The organism is Streptomyces sp. PL-29 (assembly GCF_058344425.1).
The window spans coordinates 2,262,174-2,277,954 of sequence record NZ_CP136996.1; the positions used below are offsets into that span (position 1 = coordinate 2,262,174).

Here is a 15,781-nt window from a genome sequence, read left to right on the forward strand (position 1 = left end):
ACGGCCGGGTGGTGAGACCGTGGCAAGGGAGGCCCGCCAGGGTAGCGTCGCGGCATGGACGTGCATTGGGAAGAGGCGGGCTGGGAACGGCTCACCGCAAGGACCGGCCGGCGGCGTCTGCCGGTGTGGGACTGCACGGTGGGACTGGTGGTGGGGGACGGGTCCGTCCTCCTCGTCGACCCCGGATCGTGCGTGCGCGAGGGCACCGAGGTGCGGGCCGAGGCCAAGCGACTGACGGGCCGGAGCGTGACCCATATCGCATTCACGCACGGTCATTTCGATCACGTCCTGGGCGCGTCCGCCTTCCCCGGGGCCCAGGTCTTCGGCGCGGTCGGGCTGGCCGCGCTGCTCGCCACGGGCCGCGAGGAGCTGCGCCGGGACGCGGTGCGGCACGGGCTCGCGCAGGCGGAGGCGAGCGAGGCGGTGGACCGCCTGGTGCTGCCCGGCCACCAGGTGTCGGGCGAGTGGACGCTGGACCTGGGCGGGGTGCAGGTGCTGCTGGCCAACGTGGGGCCCGGGCACACCGGACACGACCTGGCCGTCTTCGTCGCGGGTGACCGCGAGACCGTGTTCTGCGGGGACCTGGTCGAGGAATCGGGCGAGCCGGTGGCCGGCCCGGACGCCGTGCCGCGGCAGTGGCCCGCGGCCCTGGACCGGCTCCTGGCGCTGGGCGGCGAGGACGCACTGTACGTACCCGGTCACGGAGCAGTGGTCGACGCGCGGTTCGTGCGTGCGCAACGCGCCACACTGGCGGCCCGTTCCGGCGTGTCGTAGCGGGGAGGGCCACCGCTCTCCTAGTGTCGACCGGATGCGCGAGTACTCCCCCGACCTGACCCCGCAGTGGAAGCGCCCCAAGGCCGTCCCGGAGGTCGCCGCGGACCCGGACCTGGTCGTCGAGGTGGCGGGTACGGACTTCTGCGGCGCGGTGGTGGCCTGCGAGGCGGGGACGGTGACCCTGGAGGACCGGTTCGGCAAGCGCCGGGTGTTCCCCATGGAGCCGCGGGCCTTCCTGCTGGACGGCGCGGTGGTCACCCTGGTCCGCCCGTCGCGGGGCCCGTCGGCGCCGGCCCGGACGGCATCGGGGTCGATCGCCGTCCCCGGCGCGCGGGCGCGGGTGGCCCGGGCGGGCCGGATCTACGTGGAGGGCCGCCACGACGCCGAGCTGGTGGAGCGGGTCTGGGGCGACGACCTGCGCATCGAGGGCGTCGTGGTCGAATACCTGGAGGGCGTCGACGACCTCCCCGCGGTGGTCGCGGAGTTCGGTCCGGCGCCGGACGCCCGGCTGGGGGTGCTGGTGGACCACCTGGTGCCGGGCTCGAAGGAGTCCCGTATCGCCGCCGCTGTCGCCGCCACCTCGCCCGACGTGCTGGTGGTCGGCCATCCGTACGTGGACGTCTGGCAGGCCGTGAAGCCCTCGGCGCTGGGCATCGCCGCATGGCCGGTGGTCCCGCGCGGCCAGGACTGGAAGACGGGCGTCTGCCGCGCCCTGGGCTGGCCGGAGAACACCGGGGCCGCTTGGCAGCACATCCTGTCCCGGGTGGGCTCCTACAAGGACCTGGAGCCGACCCTGCTGGGCCGCGTGGAGGAGCTCATCGACTTCGTCACGGGTGACGGCGGGGCCTGACGCCGTCGAAGGTTTCCGAAGTCGCTCGTGTCCAGCTCGATGGCGAGCAGTTCCGGCGGCAGCGGCTCGCCGCACTCCGAGACCGGCCGGGAGCGGTCCACGGCGTCGTTACCCCGACCGGCCGGGATCGTCAGCGGGACGCACTGCGCGACGACGGGTCGGCGGCGGCCCGGGGACGGCGCGGCAGTCCGAACGAGGATCCGGTGGTCTTCACCCCGGCGGGTGATCAGTCCACCAGGTCCCGCACCACCGCGTCGGCCAGCAGCCGCCCACGCAGGGTCAGCACGGCCCGCCCGGCCTCGTAGGGGTCCGGCTCCAGCAGCTCGTCGGCGAGGGCCTTGCGGGAAGCGGCCAGACCGGCCGGGGCGAGCAGGGACAGCGGGACGCCGTCCACGAGGCGCAGCTCCAGCAGGATCCGCTCCACGCGGCGGTCCTCCGCCGAGAGCAGCTCGCGCCCCGCCCCCGGGGAGCGCCCCTCGGCGAGGGCGGCGGCGTAGGCACCGGGGTGCTTGACGTTCCACCAGCGCACCCCGCCCACATGCGAGTGCGCCCCCGGTCCGGCGCCCCACCAGTCGGCGCCGCGCCAGTACAGCTCGTTGTGCAGGCAGCGCCCGGCGTCCGAGGTGGCCCAGTTCGACACCTCGTACCAGGAGTACCCCGCCTGGGCCATGACCTCGTCGGCGATCAGGTAGCGGTCGGCGTGGACGTCGTCGTCCGTCATGGGGACCTCGCCGCGGCGGATCCGGCGGGCCAGCTGGGTGCCCTCCTCGACGATCAGCGCGTAGGCACTGACGTGGTCCGGGCCGGCCCCGAGGGCGGCGGCGAGGGAGTCGCGCCAGTCCTGGTCCGTCTCGCCCGGGGTGCCGTAGATCAGGTCGAGGTTGACGTGCTCGAAGCCCGCCGCGCGGGCCTCCGCCACGCACGCCTCGGGGCGCCCGGGTGTGTGGGTGCGGTCCAGGACCTTCAGGACGTGCTGCTTGGCGCTCTGCATGCCGAACGAGATCCGGTTGAAGCCGCCGGCCCGCAGCTCCGCCAGGTAGGCCGGGTCCACGGACTCCGGATTGGCCTCCGTGGTGATCTCGGCGTCGTCGGCCAGGCCGAACTCGTCCCGGATCGCCGCGAGCATCTGTACGAGGTCCCCGGCGGGCAGCAGCGTCGGCGTGCCGCCGCCGACGAAGACGGTGCGGACGGACCTCGGGTCGTCGCCGAGCACCTTCCGTGCGAGCCGGACCTCGTCGATCAGGGTGGCGGCGTAGTTCTCGCGGGAGGCGAGCACGCCTCCCGTGCCCCGTAGCTCGGTCGCCGTGTAGGTGTTGAAGTCGCAGTACCCGCAGCGTGTGGCGCAGTACGGGACGTGCAGGTAGAACCCGAGCGGCCGCTCCCCCGCGCCCGCCAGGGCGTGCGACGGCAGCGAGCCGTCTTCGGGCATGGGTTCACCGTCGGGGAGTGCGGAAGGCATACCCCCATCATCCCGCACGCGGCAGCCCGCCCTGCCCGCCCGCCCCACGGCCGCCGGCGCACCGGCGGCCGTGGGGCGGGGCGTGGGGTGCGGGCCGACGCCCCGCACCGCCGGGCCCGCGGCGGGCGTCAGGCCTCGCGGGCTCCCTCGTACATCTCTTCGATCAGGTGCTTGAACTCACGCTCGACCACCGGCCGCTTGAGCTTCAGGCTGGGCGTGAGGTCGCCGTGCTCGACGTCGAGGTCGCGCGGCAGGATCCGGAACTTCTTGACCGTCTGCCACCGCTGGAGGCCCTCGTTCAGGGTCTGGACGTAGGTCTCGATCAGCCGGTCGGTCTCCGGCGCCGCCAGGACCTCCTGGTACGTGCGGCCCTCCAGCCCGTTCTCGGCCGCCCAGCCGAGGATCGACGGCTCGTCGAGGGCGATCAGCGCCGAGCAGAAGTTCCGGTCGGCGCCGTGCACGACGATGGTCGACACGTACGGGCAGATCGCCTTGAACTGGCCCTCGATCTCGGCCGGGGCGACGTACTTGCCGCCCGAGGTCTTGATCAGGTCCTTCTTGCGGTCGGTGATGCGCAGGTAGCCGTCGGGCGACAGCTCGCCGATGTCGCCGGTGTGCAGCCAGCCGTCGGACTCCAGGACCTCGGCGGTCTTGTCCGGCTGCCCGTGGTAGCCCTCCATGATGCCGGGGCCGCGCAGCAGGACCTCGCCGTCGTCGGCGATGCGGACCTCGGTGCCGGGGAGCGGCTTGCCGACCGTGCCGGTGCGGTACGCCTCGCCGGGGTTGACGAAGGAGGCCGCGCTGGACTCCGTCAGGCCGTAGCCCTCCAGGATGTGGATGCCCGCGCCGGAGAAGAAGAAGCCGATGTCGGGGGCCAGGGCCGAGGCACCGGACACGGCAGCGCGCAGCTTCCCGCCGAAGGCGTCGCGGAGCTTGGAGTAGACGAGCGCGTCGGCGATCTTGTGCTTGGTGGTGAGGCCGAGGGGGGCGGTCGCCCGCCCGGTGCGGCGGTAGTTGTCCTGCGTGACCCTGGCGTACTCGCGGGCGACGCCGGCGGACCACTGGAAGATCTTGTACTTGGCGCCGCCGGCGGCCCGGGCCTTGGCGGCCACGCCGTTGTAGACCTTCTCGAAGATGCGCGGGACGGCGGCCATGTAGGTGGGCTGCACGACCGGCAGATTCTCGATGATCTTGTCGATGCGGCCGTCGACGGCCGTCACGTGACCGGCCTCGATCTGGCCGGAGGTCAGCACCTTGCCGAAGACGTGGGCCAGCGGCAGCCAGAGGTACTGGACGTCCTCCTTGCCGATCAGGCCGGTGGCGACCATGGCCTTGGCGAGGTACGACCAGTTGTCGTGCAGCAGGCGCACGCCCTTGGGCCGGCCGGTGGTGCCGGAGGTGTAGATGAGGGTGGCGAGCTGGTCGGAGGTGATGGACGCGATGCGCTCGTCGACGGCCCCGGGGTGCTTGGTGAGGTGCTCCTTGCCTCTCTCCTCCAGCTCGGCCAGCGAGAGCACCCAGCCCTCCGGGTCACCCTCGACGGCGACCGCGTCGTCGGCGTCCAGGACCACGACGTGGCGCAGGCCCGGCAAGTCGGCGCGGCGCTCGCGCGCCTTCGCCAACTGCTTCGCGTCCTCGGCGATGAGCACCCGGCTCTCGGAGTCCGCGAGGATGAACGCCGACTCGTCCGCGTTGGTGCTGGGGTAGATCGTGGTGACCGCGCCGCCGGCGCACATCACACCGAGGTCGGAGAGGATCCACTCCACCCGGGTGTTGGAGGCGAGCGCCACACGCTGTTCCGTTTCGAGGCCGAGGGAGATCAGCCCGGCCGCGATGGCGAAGACCCGGTCGGCGGCCTGACTCCAGCTCAGGGACTTCCAGTCGTCCGGTGCGCCCTGGCCGCCGGCCGCCGGCACCGGATACCGGTAGGCCTCGTCGTTCGGCGTCGCGGCGACGCGCTCACGGAAGAGCACCGCCACGGTGGGCGGGCGGTTCTCGAGATAGGTCTGTGTGTCGCTCACGACATCCTCCGGACCGGTCCACGCGGCAGAGCGTGGGCGTGGGGCGCTGGGTGCGCTTGGGACTGGCGGGTTTGCAGCCGCTGACTTTTTAAACTGACGAGTAACCGTTGAGCAGTGATCAGCCTAGAGCGCCTCCGGCGTGCGCGTAAGAGCCAGTGAGCGGCCGGTTCATAACGAAACAGGCCCCTGCGCCGATGCGCGGGGGCCTGTGTACGCCGGGTGACGGAGGGACGGCTACTTCTTCTTGCCGCCGGACTCGTCACTGGAGAGGACGGCGATGAAGGCCTCCTGCGGGACCTCCACGGAGCCGACCATCTTCATGCGCTTCTTGCCTTCCTTCTGCTTCTCCAGCAGCTTCCGCTTGCGGGAGATGTCACCGCCGTAGCACTTGGCGAGGACGTCCTTGCGGATGGCGCGGATGGTCTCGCGGGCGATGACGCGGGAGCCGATCGCGGCCTGGACCGGCACCTCGAAGGCCTGCCGCGGGATCAGCTCGCGCAGCTTGGCGACGAGGCGCACGCCATAGGCGTAGGCGGCGTCCTTGTGGCAGACGGCGGAGAAGGCGTCGACCTTGTCGCCGTGCAGCAGGATGTCGACCTTGACCAGGCTGGAGGCCTGCTCGCCGGTGGGCTCGTAGTCGAGGGAGGCGTAGCCGCGCGTCTTGGACTTCAGCTGGTCGAAGAAGTCGAAGACGATCTCGGCGAGCGGGAGGGTGTAGCGGATCTCGACGCGGTCCTCGGAGAGGTAGTCCATGCCGAGGAGGGTGCCGCGGCGCTGCTGGCACAGCTCCATGATCGCACCGATGAACTCGGTCGGGGCGAGCACGGTGGCCCGGACGACCGGCTCGAAGACGTCCTTGATCTTGCCTTCGGGGAACTCGCTCGGGTTGGTGACGGTGACTTCCTTGCCGTCCTCCAGGACCACCCGGTAGACCACGTTGGGCGCGGTGGCGATCAGGTCGAGGCCGAACTCGCGCTCCAGGCGCTCGCGGACCACGTCCAGGTGGAGCAGGCCGAGGAAGCCGACGCGGAAGCCGAAGCCCAGCGCCGCCGAGGTCTCGGGCTCGTAGACCAGCGCGGCGTCGTTGAGCTGGAGCTTGTCCAGGGCCTCGCGCAGGTCGGGGTAGTCGGAGCCGTCCAGCGGGTAGAGGCCCGAGAAGACCATCGGCTTCGGGTCCTTGTAGCCGCCGAGGGCTTCGGTCGCGCCGTTGTTCAGGCTGGTGATGGTGTCACCGACCTTGGACTGGCGGACGTCCTTCACGCCGGTGATGATGTAGCCCACCTCGCCGACGCCGATGCCGTCGGCCGGGGTCATCTCCGGGGAGGAGACACCGATCTCCAGCAGTTCGTGGGTGGCGCCGGTGGACATCATCTTGATGCGCTCGCGCTTGTTGAGCTGGCCGTCGACCACACGGACGTACGTCACGACACCGCGGTACGAGTCGTAGACCGAGTCGAAGATCATCGCGCGGGCGGGGGCGTCCTTGACGCCGACCGGGGCCGGGACGGTGGCGACGACCTTGTCCAGCAGGGCGTCGACGCCCATACCGGTCTTGGCCGAGACGCGCAGCACGTCGTCGGGGTCACAGCCGACCAGGTTCGCGAGCTCCTCGGCGAACTTCTCCGGCTGGGCGGCCGGCAGGTCGATCTTGTTGAGGACCGGGACGATCGCGAGGTCGTTCTCCATCGCCAGGTACAGATTGGCGAGGGTCTGCGCCTCGATGCCCTGGGCGGCGTCCACCAGCAGGATCGTGCCCTCGCACGCGGCGAGCGAGCGCGAGACCTCGTAGGTGAAGTCGACGTGCCCAGGGGTGTCGATCATGTTGAGGATGTGGGTGCTGCCCTGACCCTCGCCCGTGGTGGGCGCCCAGGGCAGTCGCACCGCCTGGGACTTGATCGTGATGCCGCGCTCACGCTCGATGTCCATGCGGTCGAGGTACTGGGCGCGCATCTGCCGCTGATCGACGACACCGGTGAGCTGGAGCATCCGGTCGGCAAGGGTCGACTTGCCGTGGTCGATGTGCGCGATGATGCAGAAGTTGCGGATCAGCGCCGGGTCGGTACGGCTCGGCTCGGGCACGTGGCTGGGGATCGCGGGCACGCAGTGTCCTGATTCTCGGGTCGCAGTCGGAAGCGTCTTCGGAGCGTCGGTCGCAGCGGACGGCCCGGCTCCGGTCGCTCTCGGCGGCACGATGTCGGTCCATACGCAGGCTCCCATGGTCCCATGGACGGGGCAGTGCGCTCGGTTTGGGCCGCCGGGAGCGTGCCTGGTAGCCTGGGCAGCTGTGTCTCGCATGCCCTCTCACCAGGGGGACCCTGGACGAAGTCCGGGGGAGGGACACCATCCGAAGATCAACCCCTGAACCTGAAAAGGCTCTTTCGTGGCGAACATCAAGTCCCAGATCAAGCGGAACAAGACCAACGAGAAGGCTCGCCTTCGCAACAAGTCGGTCAAGTCCGAGCTGCGCACCTTCATCCGCAAGGCCAACGAGGCCATCCTCGCCGGCGACGCGGAGAAGGCCACCGCTGCGGCCCGCCTGGCTTCCAAGAAGCTGGACAAGGCCGTCTCGAAGGGTGTCATCCACAAGAACGCCGCCGCCAACAAGAAGTCGGCGCTGGCCTCCAAGGTTGCCGCCATCTGAGTTCCGCACTCGATGTGATCGCCGGAAGGGACCCAGCGGGCCCTCTCTCCCGCTCCTGACCGGCAACCCGCTCCGCACACGAAGCGTTCGCCACGCGGGTGCGGAGCAACCGAGCAGTGACCGAAGGCCCCGGTCGTCCCCCTTCCCCAGGGTGACGACCGGGGCCTTCGCGCAGCCCGGGCAGGAAAGCGGGACGGGCGGGGCAGGGCCGGCGGTCAGCGGCGCTGGGGGCGGGCCGCGCGGGCCACCGCGACGACCGCCTTCTCCAGGGCGTACTCGGGATCGTCGCCCCCGCCCTTGACGCCCGCGTCCGCGGCGGCCACGGCGCGCAGGGCGTCCGCGACGCCGTCCGCCGACCAGCCCCGCATCTGCTGGCGGACCCGGTCGATCTTCCACGGTGGCATGCCGAGATCACGGGCCAGGTCCCCGGGGCGGGCCCCACGCGGTGCTGCGGCGAGCTTGCCGATGGCGCGGACCGCCTGGGCCAGCGCACTGGTGATCAGGACCGGCGCCACACCGGTGGCCAGGGACCAGCGCAGGGCCTCCAGGGCCTCGGCCGCGCGCCCCTCGACCGCACGGTCGGCGACCGTGAAGCTGGATGCCTCGGCGCGCCCGGTGTAGTAGCGGCCGACGACGGCCTCGTCGATGGTTCCCTCGACGTCCGCGCACAGCTGGGCCGCGGCGCTCGCCAGCTCCCGCAGGTCGCTGCCGATCGCGTCGACCAGCGTCTGACACGCCTCCGGGGTGGCCGACCGGCCCAGCGTGCGGAACTCGCCCCGCACGAAGGCGAGCCGGTCCGCCGCCTTCGTCATCTTCGGGCAGGCGATCTCCCGGGCGCCCGCCTTGCGGGCGGCGTCCAGGAGGCCCTTGCCCTTGACTCCGCCCGCGTGGAGGAGGACCAGCGTGATCTCCTCGTAGGGCGCGGCGAGGTAGGCCTTGACCTCCTTGACCGTGTCGGCGGAGAGGTCCTGCGCGTTGCGCACGACCAGCACCTTGCGCTCGGAGAAGAGCGAGGGGCTGGCCAGCTCGGCCAGGGTGCCGGGCTGGAGCTGGTCGGAGGTGAGGTCGCGGACGTCTGTGTCGGCGTCGGCGGCCCGGGCGGCCGCCACCACCTCCCGCACGGCGCGGTCGAGCAGCAGTTCCTCCTGCCCCACCGCGAGGGTGATCGGGGCGAGGGGATCGTCGGTGGAGTTCTTCCTGGTGGCCATCGCCTCCAGCATCCCACGCCGCGCTGACAGCCCCCCGCGCCCCGGCCCCCTCCACCGGGTGTTCGACAATGGCCCGGTGAACGTGCGACATGTACTCGTCCTGCCCGACCGCGACGCCGCCGAGGAGGTGGCCCAGGAGGCCGTCGACCGCTTCGGTCTCCCGGAGGAGCCGCAGTTGGTACGCGACGCGCTGGCCGGCGAGGACGACGCCGAGGACGCCCAATGGCTGGTCGTCGTCGAGGATCCGCGGGAACGGCTCGACGCCACTGCTCTGGACGGCCTCGCCGCCGAGTACGAAGGCTGGCTGGAGGCCCCCTGAGCCCCGCCCGGGCCGGGGCCGGAGGTCAGGCCTTGTGCACGATCTGGACGTCCAGCGTGATGTCCACGCTGGACCCGATCGCCGCGATCCCGTGCGCCAGCATCGACTGCCAGTTGAGGGTGAAGTCCTCGCGGTGCAGCTCGGCGGTGGCCCGGCAGGCCGCCCGCACCTCACCCTCCATGCCCGTCCCGAGGCCCAGGTACTGGGTGTCCAGGGTCACGGACCGGCTCACTCCGTGCAGGGTCAGCGCACCGGCAACGGCCCAGCGGCTGCCGCTGCGGTGCATGAAGCGTTCGCTGTAGAACTCCACCGTGGGGTGGCGGGCCGCGTCCAGGAAGTCGCCCGACCGCAGGTGGTCGTCGCGCAGCCGCACCCCGGTGTCGATGCTCGCAGCATCGATGATCACGTGCATGGAGGAGTCCTCCATGCGGTCCGCTATCCGCACCGCCCCGGCGAACGTGTTGAAGCGCCCGTTGATGCGGGCCAGGCCGATGTGGCGGGCCGTGAAACCGATGGACGAGTGCGTCGGGTCGATCTCCCAGTGACCGGGCTGCGGCAGGACCGGGGGCTCCACCGCGTCGAGGACGATCTCCGCCGTACCGGGCTGCGCGGGGTCTCCCACGAGCGTGACCCCGTGGAACGGCGTGTACCCCTCTGCGGTGACGGAGAGCCGGTACTCCCCTTCCGGAACGGTGGCGGTGAAGCCGCCGAACGGGTCGGTCTCGCCGCCGACGATCCGGCGGCCGATCGGATCCGTCACCTCGAACGCGGCCTGCCGGATGGGCCGGTGGACCGTGTCGAGGACTCGGCAGCTGAGCAGACGCGCCGTCGGCGGCAGCGTCAGTGTCGCGGATGTGTGCGGGCTGGAACTTCCGGCCGACTCCATCCCCCGTCGGCGACCGAACATGACGTGTGCACCCCCGTGCTGTATGGACTGGGACCGTTCTGGCGAAGACGCATTCGATCATGCTGTCGGGTTGTGGGCAAACAGAACACTCGCGCCCGGTATGGCCGCGTCGGTCACGCCGCCTCCTGGCCGGAAACGCACGCAGCCGAACGCCGGATCCACTGACGGCGATCGAGCCGTCGGTGTCGGTGCGCAGCACCGTCGCACCCACGGCCCGCAGGCGGGTGAGCGTACCCGGCGCGGGGTGCCCGTACCGGTTTTTTGTCCCGACGGGAACAATCGCGAGCCTGGGCCGGACCCGCTCGTACAGCCCGGGATCCTGGTGCGCGGAGCCGTGGTGGGCGACCTTGAGGACATCGACCGGCCCCAGCTGCGGATGCTCCCTCAGGAGGGCCTGCTGCGCGGCCGGTTCGAGGTCTCCGAGCAGGAGCAGGGTCAGCCCCGCGGCGCGCACCAGCAGGACGACGCTCGCGTCGTTGGGCCCCGGGAAGGGCGAGCCGCCCGGCGGGGGCCACAGCACCTGCCATTCCAGCGGCCCGGCTCGGCGCCGCTCCCCCTGCACGGCGCGTACCACCGGCACCCCGGCTGCCGCGGCGGTCCGGCGGACGAACGCGGCCTGCCCCGGCGGCTCCTCCAGCACGGTGGTCTGGACCACCCCCACGGAGCGGCCCCGCAGCACGCCCCGCAGCCCTCCCACATGGTCGGCGTGGAAGTGCGTCAGCAGCAGCATCGGCACCCGGCGCACCCCCAGCCCGCGCAGGCACTCGTCCACCGGCCCGGGCTCCGCGCCGGCATCCACCACCAGCGCCTCCCCCGGGCCGACGGCCAGAACGCCGGCGTCCCCCTGCCCCACGGCGCACTGGACGTAACTCCAGTCGGGCGGAGGCCAGCCGGTGAGCGTGCGGGTGAGCTGCGGCGGCCGCAGTACCGCGAGGAGCAGCAGCACCGCCAGCGCGGAGCACAGCCACCGCCGCCGCCTCCACCGGGCACCGAGAACCACGGCCGTCAGGGTGGCGGCGGTCAGCAGCAGGCCGCCGGCGAGTCCGCCCGGCCAGGAGAGCTCGGCGCCGGGAAGCCCCGCCCCGGCCCGCGCGACGGCCGCGATCCACCCCGCGGGCACCCCGGCGCACCGGGCGAGCACCTCCGCGGCGGGCATCGAGAGCGGGGCCGCGGCCAGGGTGGCGAAGCCGAGGACGGTCGCCGGACCGGCGGCCAGCTCGGCCAGCAGGTTGCACGGCACCGCCACCAGGCTGACCCGGGCCGCGAGCACGGCGACGACGGGCGCGCACACCGCCTGGGCGGCGGCGGCAGCCCCCAGCGCCTCGGCGAGCCGGGGTCCCGCCCCGCGCCGCCGCAGGGCCCCGCTCCACCGCGGAGCGAGGGTCAGCAGCGCCCCCGTGGCCAGGACCGAGAGCAGGAAGCCGGGACTGCGGGCCAGCCACGGGTCGTAAAGCACCAGCAGCAGCACGGCGGCGCCCAGCGCAGGAATCAGGGACCGGCGCCGGCCGGTGGCGATGGCCAGCAGGGTGACCGCCCCGCAGGCCGCCGCCCGCAGCACGCTCGGCTCCGGACGGCACACCACCACGAAGGCCAGCGTCAGGGCCGCCCCGCACACGGCGGTCGCCCGCAGCGAAAGCCCCAGCCGGGGCGCCAGCCCCCGCCGCTCGGCCTGCTGGGCGCGGCCCGGGGGCCCGATGAGCAGGAACAGCACCACGGTCAGGTTCGACCCGGAAACGGCCAGCAAATGGAGCAGATCGGTGGCCCGGAAGGCCTCGTGCAGGTCGGGCGGGACCCTGGACGTGTCCCCGACGACCAGTCCCGGCAGCAGGGCCCGAGCATCCGGTGCGAGCCCATCGGTAGCCCGGCGCAGCCCGGCCCGCAGCCGCCCCGCCAGCCGCTGAGCGGCATCCGGGCCACCGGTCACCCCCGGCGGCGTGTCGCCGGCCGGGCGGAGCAGCGCCACGGCCCGCTCCCCGTCCCGCGCCGGGGCCAGCCGGGCGGCCACCTCCACCCGGGTGGAGGGCAGGAGGCGGGCCCATCCCACGTGTCCGGCCAGCACCCGCACCGGCGTCGCGACCCGACTCCCCGCACCGTCGGGCCCGGTCACCCGGGTCACCACCGCGTCCAGCACCACCACCGGCGGCCCGCTCCCGCTCCGCGCGGTCCTGGGGTCGGATGCGACGGTGAGCTCCGCGAGGACCCGGGCGTGCTCCCGCGCCAGCCCGGCGACCGGCCCGGCCCGCGCCTCGGCCGACTGGAGCCCCGCGACACAGGCTCCGGCGGCCGCGGCCAGCAGGGCCGCCGCCACGGCCGGACCGACCCCCCACCGGGCCCCCTGACGCCCTCCTCGGACCAGCAGCAGCCCCGCGGCGGCCACCGCCAGCCCCGCACCGAGGGCGGTCGCCCCCACAGGTGAGTCGAGGGCGAGGGCGGCCGCCGCCCAGGCGGCCACCGCCGGCACCGCGAGCCGCAGATCCGCAGGCCCCGCCCCCTCCCCGCGGTTCACGGCCGCACCAGCGTGCGCAGGTCGGCGAAGCGCCGCTCGCCGATGCCGTTGACCTGGCGGAGCTCCTCCACGGACCGGAATCCGCCGCGGGCGGTGCGGAAGTCGACGATGTGCTGGGCCAGGACCGGCCCCACCCCGGGGAGGGCGTCCAACTGCTCGACGGTGGCGGAGCCCAGACTGAGCGGCCCGGCGGCCGGACCGCCCGCGGCCGTTCCCGGCGGCGCCGTCGCGCCCACCAGCACCTGCTCGCCGTCCACCAGCACCCGGGCCCGGTTCAGCCCGGTGGTGTCCGTACCCGGACGCACTCCCCCGGCGGCGGCCAGCGCGTCCTCGACCCGGGACCCGGCTGGCAGGCGCCGCACTCCGGGGTCCCTGACCTTCCCGCCGACATCGACGACCACGGTCCCCGCGGGCCCCGCGCCGCCCCCTCCCCCTGCCGCGGCCGGCGCCGCGGCCACGGCCGGCAGCACCGCCGGGGCGGGGGCGGTCACGTCCTGCGGCCGGGCCGACCAGTACTGCTGCGCGGCGAAGCACACGGCGGCGACCAGGACCACCCCGACCGCAGCCACCGAGCGCGGCTCCACCGCGCAACGGGCCTGCAGCCATACCGGCAGCCGCTCCCGCACCGCCAGCCTCCGCGCGGCACCGGCGGTCAGGGCGCCGGCCACCGCTCCGCCGGACGGTGCCGGCGGATCCTCCGCGGCCGACGGCGACGGGAGCAACGGCTGCAGGGGCGACGGCTGGCTGACCGCCGGCTCCGGCGGGCCGGCACCGCCGAGCAGGGCTTCGGCCCTCCGCCGCACCGCGTCCGGCCCCGGGTCCCGACCCGGGTCGGGACCCGACCCCTCGTCCGGCCCAGGGTGCGGCCCCCGACGAGGACGTGCGGGCGCGCCGCGGAGGCCGTTGCGGCGCCTGCCGCCGCCACCGCCGCGCCGCAGGCGGCTGTCGGAGAGACGGGTACGGCCCGGGCCACTGGTGGCGCCCGACGGATACGCGATACGGGTTCGAAGAGTCATGCCACGACCGTAGAGACAGATCCCGACCACCGTCCGGATCCTTCAATTCCGGTGGATATCGGCCCTGTTGTGGAAAACCGCGCCACTCGTTCCGGTGATCAGCGGGGCGAGACGACCGCCGCCAGGAGCCCCGGTCCGGTGTGCGCGCCGATCACCGCGCCGACCTCGCTGACGTGCAGCTCGACCAGGCCGGGAATCCGCTCGCGGAGCCGCTCGGCGAGCCTCTCAGCCCGCTCCGGTGCCGCCAGGTGATGCACCGCCACGTCCACCTCCGCGGAGCCGGCGCGCTCGACGGCCAGCTCCTCCAGACGGGCGATGGCCTTGGAGGCCGTACGCACCTTCTCCAGCATCTCGATACGCCCGCCGTCCAGGGTCAGCAGCGGCTTCACCGCCAGGGCCGAGCCGAGGAGCGCCTGCGCGGCCCCGATCCGGCCGCCGCGGCGCAGATAGTCGAGGGTGTCCACGTAGAAGTACGCGGCCATGTCCGCCGCCCGCTTCTCGGCGGCCGCCACGGCCTCGTCCACGGAGCCGCCGGCCTCGGCGGCCTCGGCCGCGGCGAGCGCGCAGAACCCGAGGGCCATCGCGACCATGCCGGTGTCCACGACGCGCACCGGCACGGGTGCGGTCCTGGCCGCCAGCACGGCGGCGTCATAGGTCCCCGAGAACTCGGCGGACAGGTGCAGGCTGACCACGCCGGTCGCCCCGGCGTCCGCCGCCTCCCGGTAGGCACGTACGAACTCCTCCGGGCCGGGGCGGGAGGTGGTGACCGGGCGGCGCTTCTGCAAGGCGAGGGCCAGGCTGCGCGCCGAGATCTCGGTGCCTTCTTCGAGCGCCTCGCCGCCGAGCACCACGGTGAGCGGGACGGAGGTGATTCCGTGCCGCGCCATGGCCGGACGGGGCAGGTAGGCCGTGGAATCGGTGACGATGGCGACATGGCGGGACATGAGGCGGAGGTTACCGCCCGTGGGGGCGGTACGGCAGCCGGGGCCCCGGGCTGGGGCGGGACGGGCACCGCTCGGCTTCGGCCGCGGCGGTCAGATCCTACGGATCGGGGGCCGCGGGCCGCCCCCCGGGGTCGCTGCCGCGCCTCCCCGCCCCGGCCCTTTGCCGCGCCGGAAACTCGCCCCGGGGCCCACAGCTGGGACCCACGCCCGACGCAGGCCCACGCCCCACACAGGTCCACGGCCACACAGGCCCACGCCCCAGGGACCCACGCCCCGGTCCCGACCCCGTTCCCCGGGCGGTGGTTCCGCTCAGCCGCCGGTTCCGCTCAGCCCGCGCTTTCCGGGCGGGCGGTCTTCTGCCACGGGTACTGCATCGTCGGGGTCGGCGGATTCAGGGCCGCCTGCGGGGGTGCGGTCGCCGGCTTCGGGGCCGCCGGCCCGGGCGCGGTGGGCGTGGCCTGGGCCGCGTCCCACTCGGCGGCCGCCGTCGCCAGGCCGTCCACCGGCTCGCGCGACCAGTCGCGCAGCGCGCCCGACTCCATCTCGATCTGCTCGGACAGCAGGGACAGCTCGTCCTCCGCGAAGCGGCGGGCCCGGTCGCGGGCGGCCCACCGCAGCGAGTCCGCCGCCTCGATGATCCTGGCGGTGCGCTCGCGCAGATCCGGCAGCAGTTCCGCGGTGCGCCGCCGGTCGGGCTCCTGCTCCAGCCGCTTCAGCTCCCCGTCGAGCTCGTGCCCGTGGGCGCTGAGCCGCTCGAACAGCCCAAGGGACTCCCGCAGCGAGGCGTCCGTCCGGGCTCCCTCGGCCAGCGCCTGCTGGGTGGCGCGCATGGACGTGCGCAGGTCCAGCCGCAGCTGCGCCAGCGCGCCCGCAACGCCGACCTGGCCGAAGCTCTTGGCGCGCAGCGTGGTGTCCTCCACGCTGCGGCGCGCCTGGGCGACGGTGCGCTCCACGCCCCGCTTGGCCGCGCCCACCGCCTTGACCGTGAGGTACGCGCCGAGGCCGACCATGGCCAGCAGCATCAGCGCGAAGATGATCAACGCGGCCTCCATGACGGCCCCTTTCCCCAGGCGTCCGCTCTTCCCCTCCACCGTAAACGCCACGGGCAGGTCGGGGGTTCCCTTCGAACCCCCAAC

The 15,781-nt window shown here is 73.5% G+C and carries 12 protein-coding genes and 1 pseudogene; 4 read left to right on the top strand and 9 right to left on the bottom strand.

Annotated elements, in window-relative coordinates; all coding sequences use genetic code 11:
* Nucleotides 1-54 precede the first annotated feature (54 nt).
* Nucleotides 55-774, top strand: coding sequence for an MBL fold metallo-hydrolase (locus R4Z63_RS10390; protein WP_384451054.1), 720 nt, complete (start codon nucleotides 55-57; stop codon nucleotides 772-774).
* A gap of 34 nt (nucleotides 775-808) precedes the next feature.
* Nucleotides 809-1,624: a DUF3097 domain-containing protein gene (locus R4Z63_RS10395; protein ID WP_037923811.1), complete on the top strand. Its 816-nt coding sequence runs from the start codon at nucleotides 809-811 to the stop codon at nucleotides 1,622-1,624.
* 226 nt (nucleotides 1,625-1,850) lie between these two features.
* On the opposite strand, the gene hemW is transcribed toward R4Z63_RS10395, so the two are convergent.
* The 3 genes from hemW to lepA form a co-directional block, all read right to left on the bottom strand.
* On the bottom strand, nucleotides 1,851-3,083 hold the full coding sequence (hemW, locus tag R4Z63_RS10400) for a radical SAM family heme chaperone HemW (RefSeq protein ID WP_384451051.1): 1,233 nt from the start codon (nucleotides 3,081-3,083) through the stop codon (nucleotides 1,851-1,853).
* A gap of 128 nt (nucleotides 3,084-3,211) precedes the next feature.
* On the bottom strand, nucleotides 3,212-5,104 hold the full coding sequence (locus tag R4Z63_RS10405; protein WP_384451048.1) for an AMP-dependent synthetase/ligase: 1,893 nt from the start codon (nucleotides 5,102-5,104) through the stop codon (nucleotides 3,212-3,214).
* Nucleotides 5,105-5,338: 234 nt separating this feature from the next.
* Nucleotides 5,339-7,204, bottom strand: a complete 1,866-nt coding sequence (gene lepA / locus R4Z63_RS10410; RefSeq protein ID WP_037923804.1) for a translation elongation factor 4 — start codon at nucleotides 7,202-7,204, stop codon at nucleotides 5,339-5,341.
* Between the two features lie 280 nt (nucleotides 7,205-7,484).
* On the opposite strand from lepA, the gene rpsT reads away from it, so the two are divergent.
* Nucleotides 7,485-7,745 carry a 30S ribosomal protein S20 gene (rpsT, locus tag R4Z63_RS10415; protein WP_030030523.1) on the top strand — a complete coding sequence of 87 codons (261 nt, stop codon included), beginning with the start codon at nucleotides 7,485-7,487 and terminating at the stop codon, nucleotides 7,743-7,745.
* Between the two features lie 215 nt (nucleotides 7,746-7,960).
* Here rpsT and holA read toward each other — a convergent pair whose 3' ends face one another.
* Nucleotides 7,961-8,953 carry a DNA polymerase III subunit delta gene (holA, locus tag R4Z63_RS10420; RefSeq protein ID WP_384451044.1) on the bottom strand — a complete coding sequence of 331 codons (993 nt, stop codon included), beginning with the start codon at nucleotides 8,951-8,953 and terminating at the stop codon, nucleotides 7,961-7,963.
* Nucleotides 8,954-9,029: 76 nt separating this feature from the next.
* Between holA and R4Z63_RS10425 the strand changes: the two genes are divergently transcribed.
* Nucleotides 9,030-9,272 (top strand): hypothetical protein, encoded by a 243-nt coding sequence (locus R4Z63_RS10425; RefSeq protein ID WP_037924385.1) that lies wholly within the window; start codon nucleotides 9,030-9,032, stop codon nucleotides 9,270-9,272.
* 25 nt (nucleotides 9,273-9,297) lie between these two features.
* Here the strand turns inward: R4Z63_RS10425 and R4Z63_RS10430 are convergent, their stop codons facing one another.
* The 5 genes and pseudogenes from R4Z63_RS10430 to R4Z63_RS10450 form a co-directional block, all read right to left on the bottom strand.
* Complete coding sequence (locus tag R4Z63_RS10430; RefSeq protein ID WP_201773412.1) at nucleotides 9,298-10,179, bottom strand: YceI family protein; 882 nt, start codon at nucleotides 10,177-10,179, stop codon at nucleotides 9,298-9,300.
* A gap of 136 nt (nucleotides 10,180-10,315) precedes the next feature.
* Nucleotides 10,316-12,685, bottom strand: a pseudogene (locus tag R4Z63_RS10435) (ComEC/Rec2 family competence protein); the annotation flags it as partial.
* Nucleotides 12,682-13,701 carry a ComEA family DNA-binding protein gene (locus R4Z63_RS10440; protein WP_384451040.1) on the bottom strand — a complete coding sequence of 340 codons (1,020 nt, stop codon included), beginning with the start codon at nucleotides 13,699-13,701 and terminating at the stop codon, nucleotides 12,682-12,684. The pseudogene R4Z63_RS10435 and the gene R4Z63_RS10440, both read right to left, overlap by 4 nt.
* A 98-nt stretch (nucleotides 13,702-13,799) precedes the next feature.
* Nucleotides 13,800-14,645, bottom strand: coding sequence for a DegV family protein (locus tag R4Z63_RS10445; protein ID WP_384451037.1), 846 nt, complete (start codon nucleotides 14,643-14,645; stop codon nucleotides 13,800-13,802).
* Nucleotides 14,646-14,971: 326 nt separating this feature from the next.
* On the bottom strand, nucleotides 14,972-15,697 hold the full coding sequence (locus R4Z63_RS10450) for a hypothetical protein (RefSeq protein ID WP_037923794.1): 726 nt from the start codon (nucleotides 15,695-15,697) through the stop codon (nucleotides 14,972-14,974).
* Nucleotides 15,698-15,781 lie beyond the last annotated feature (84 nt).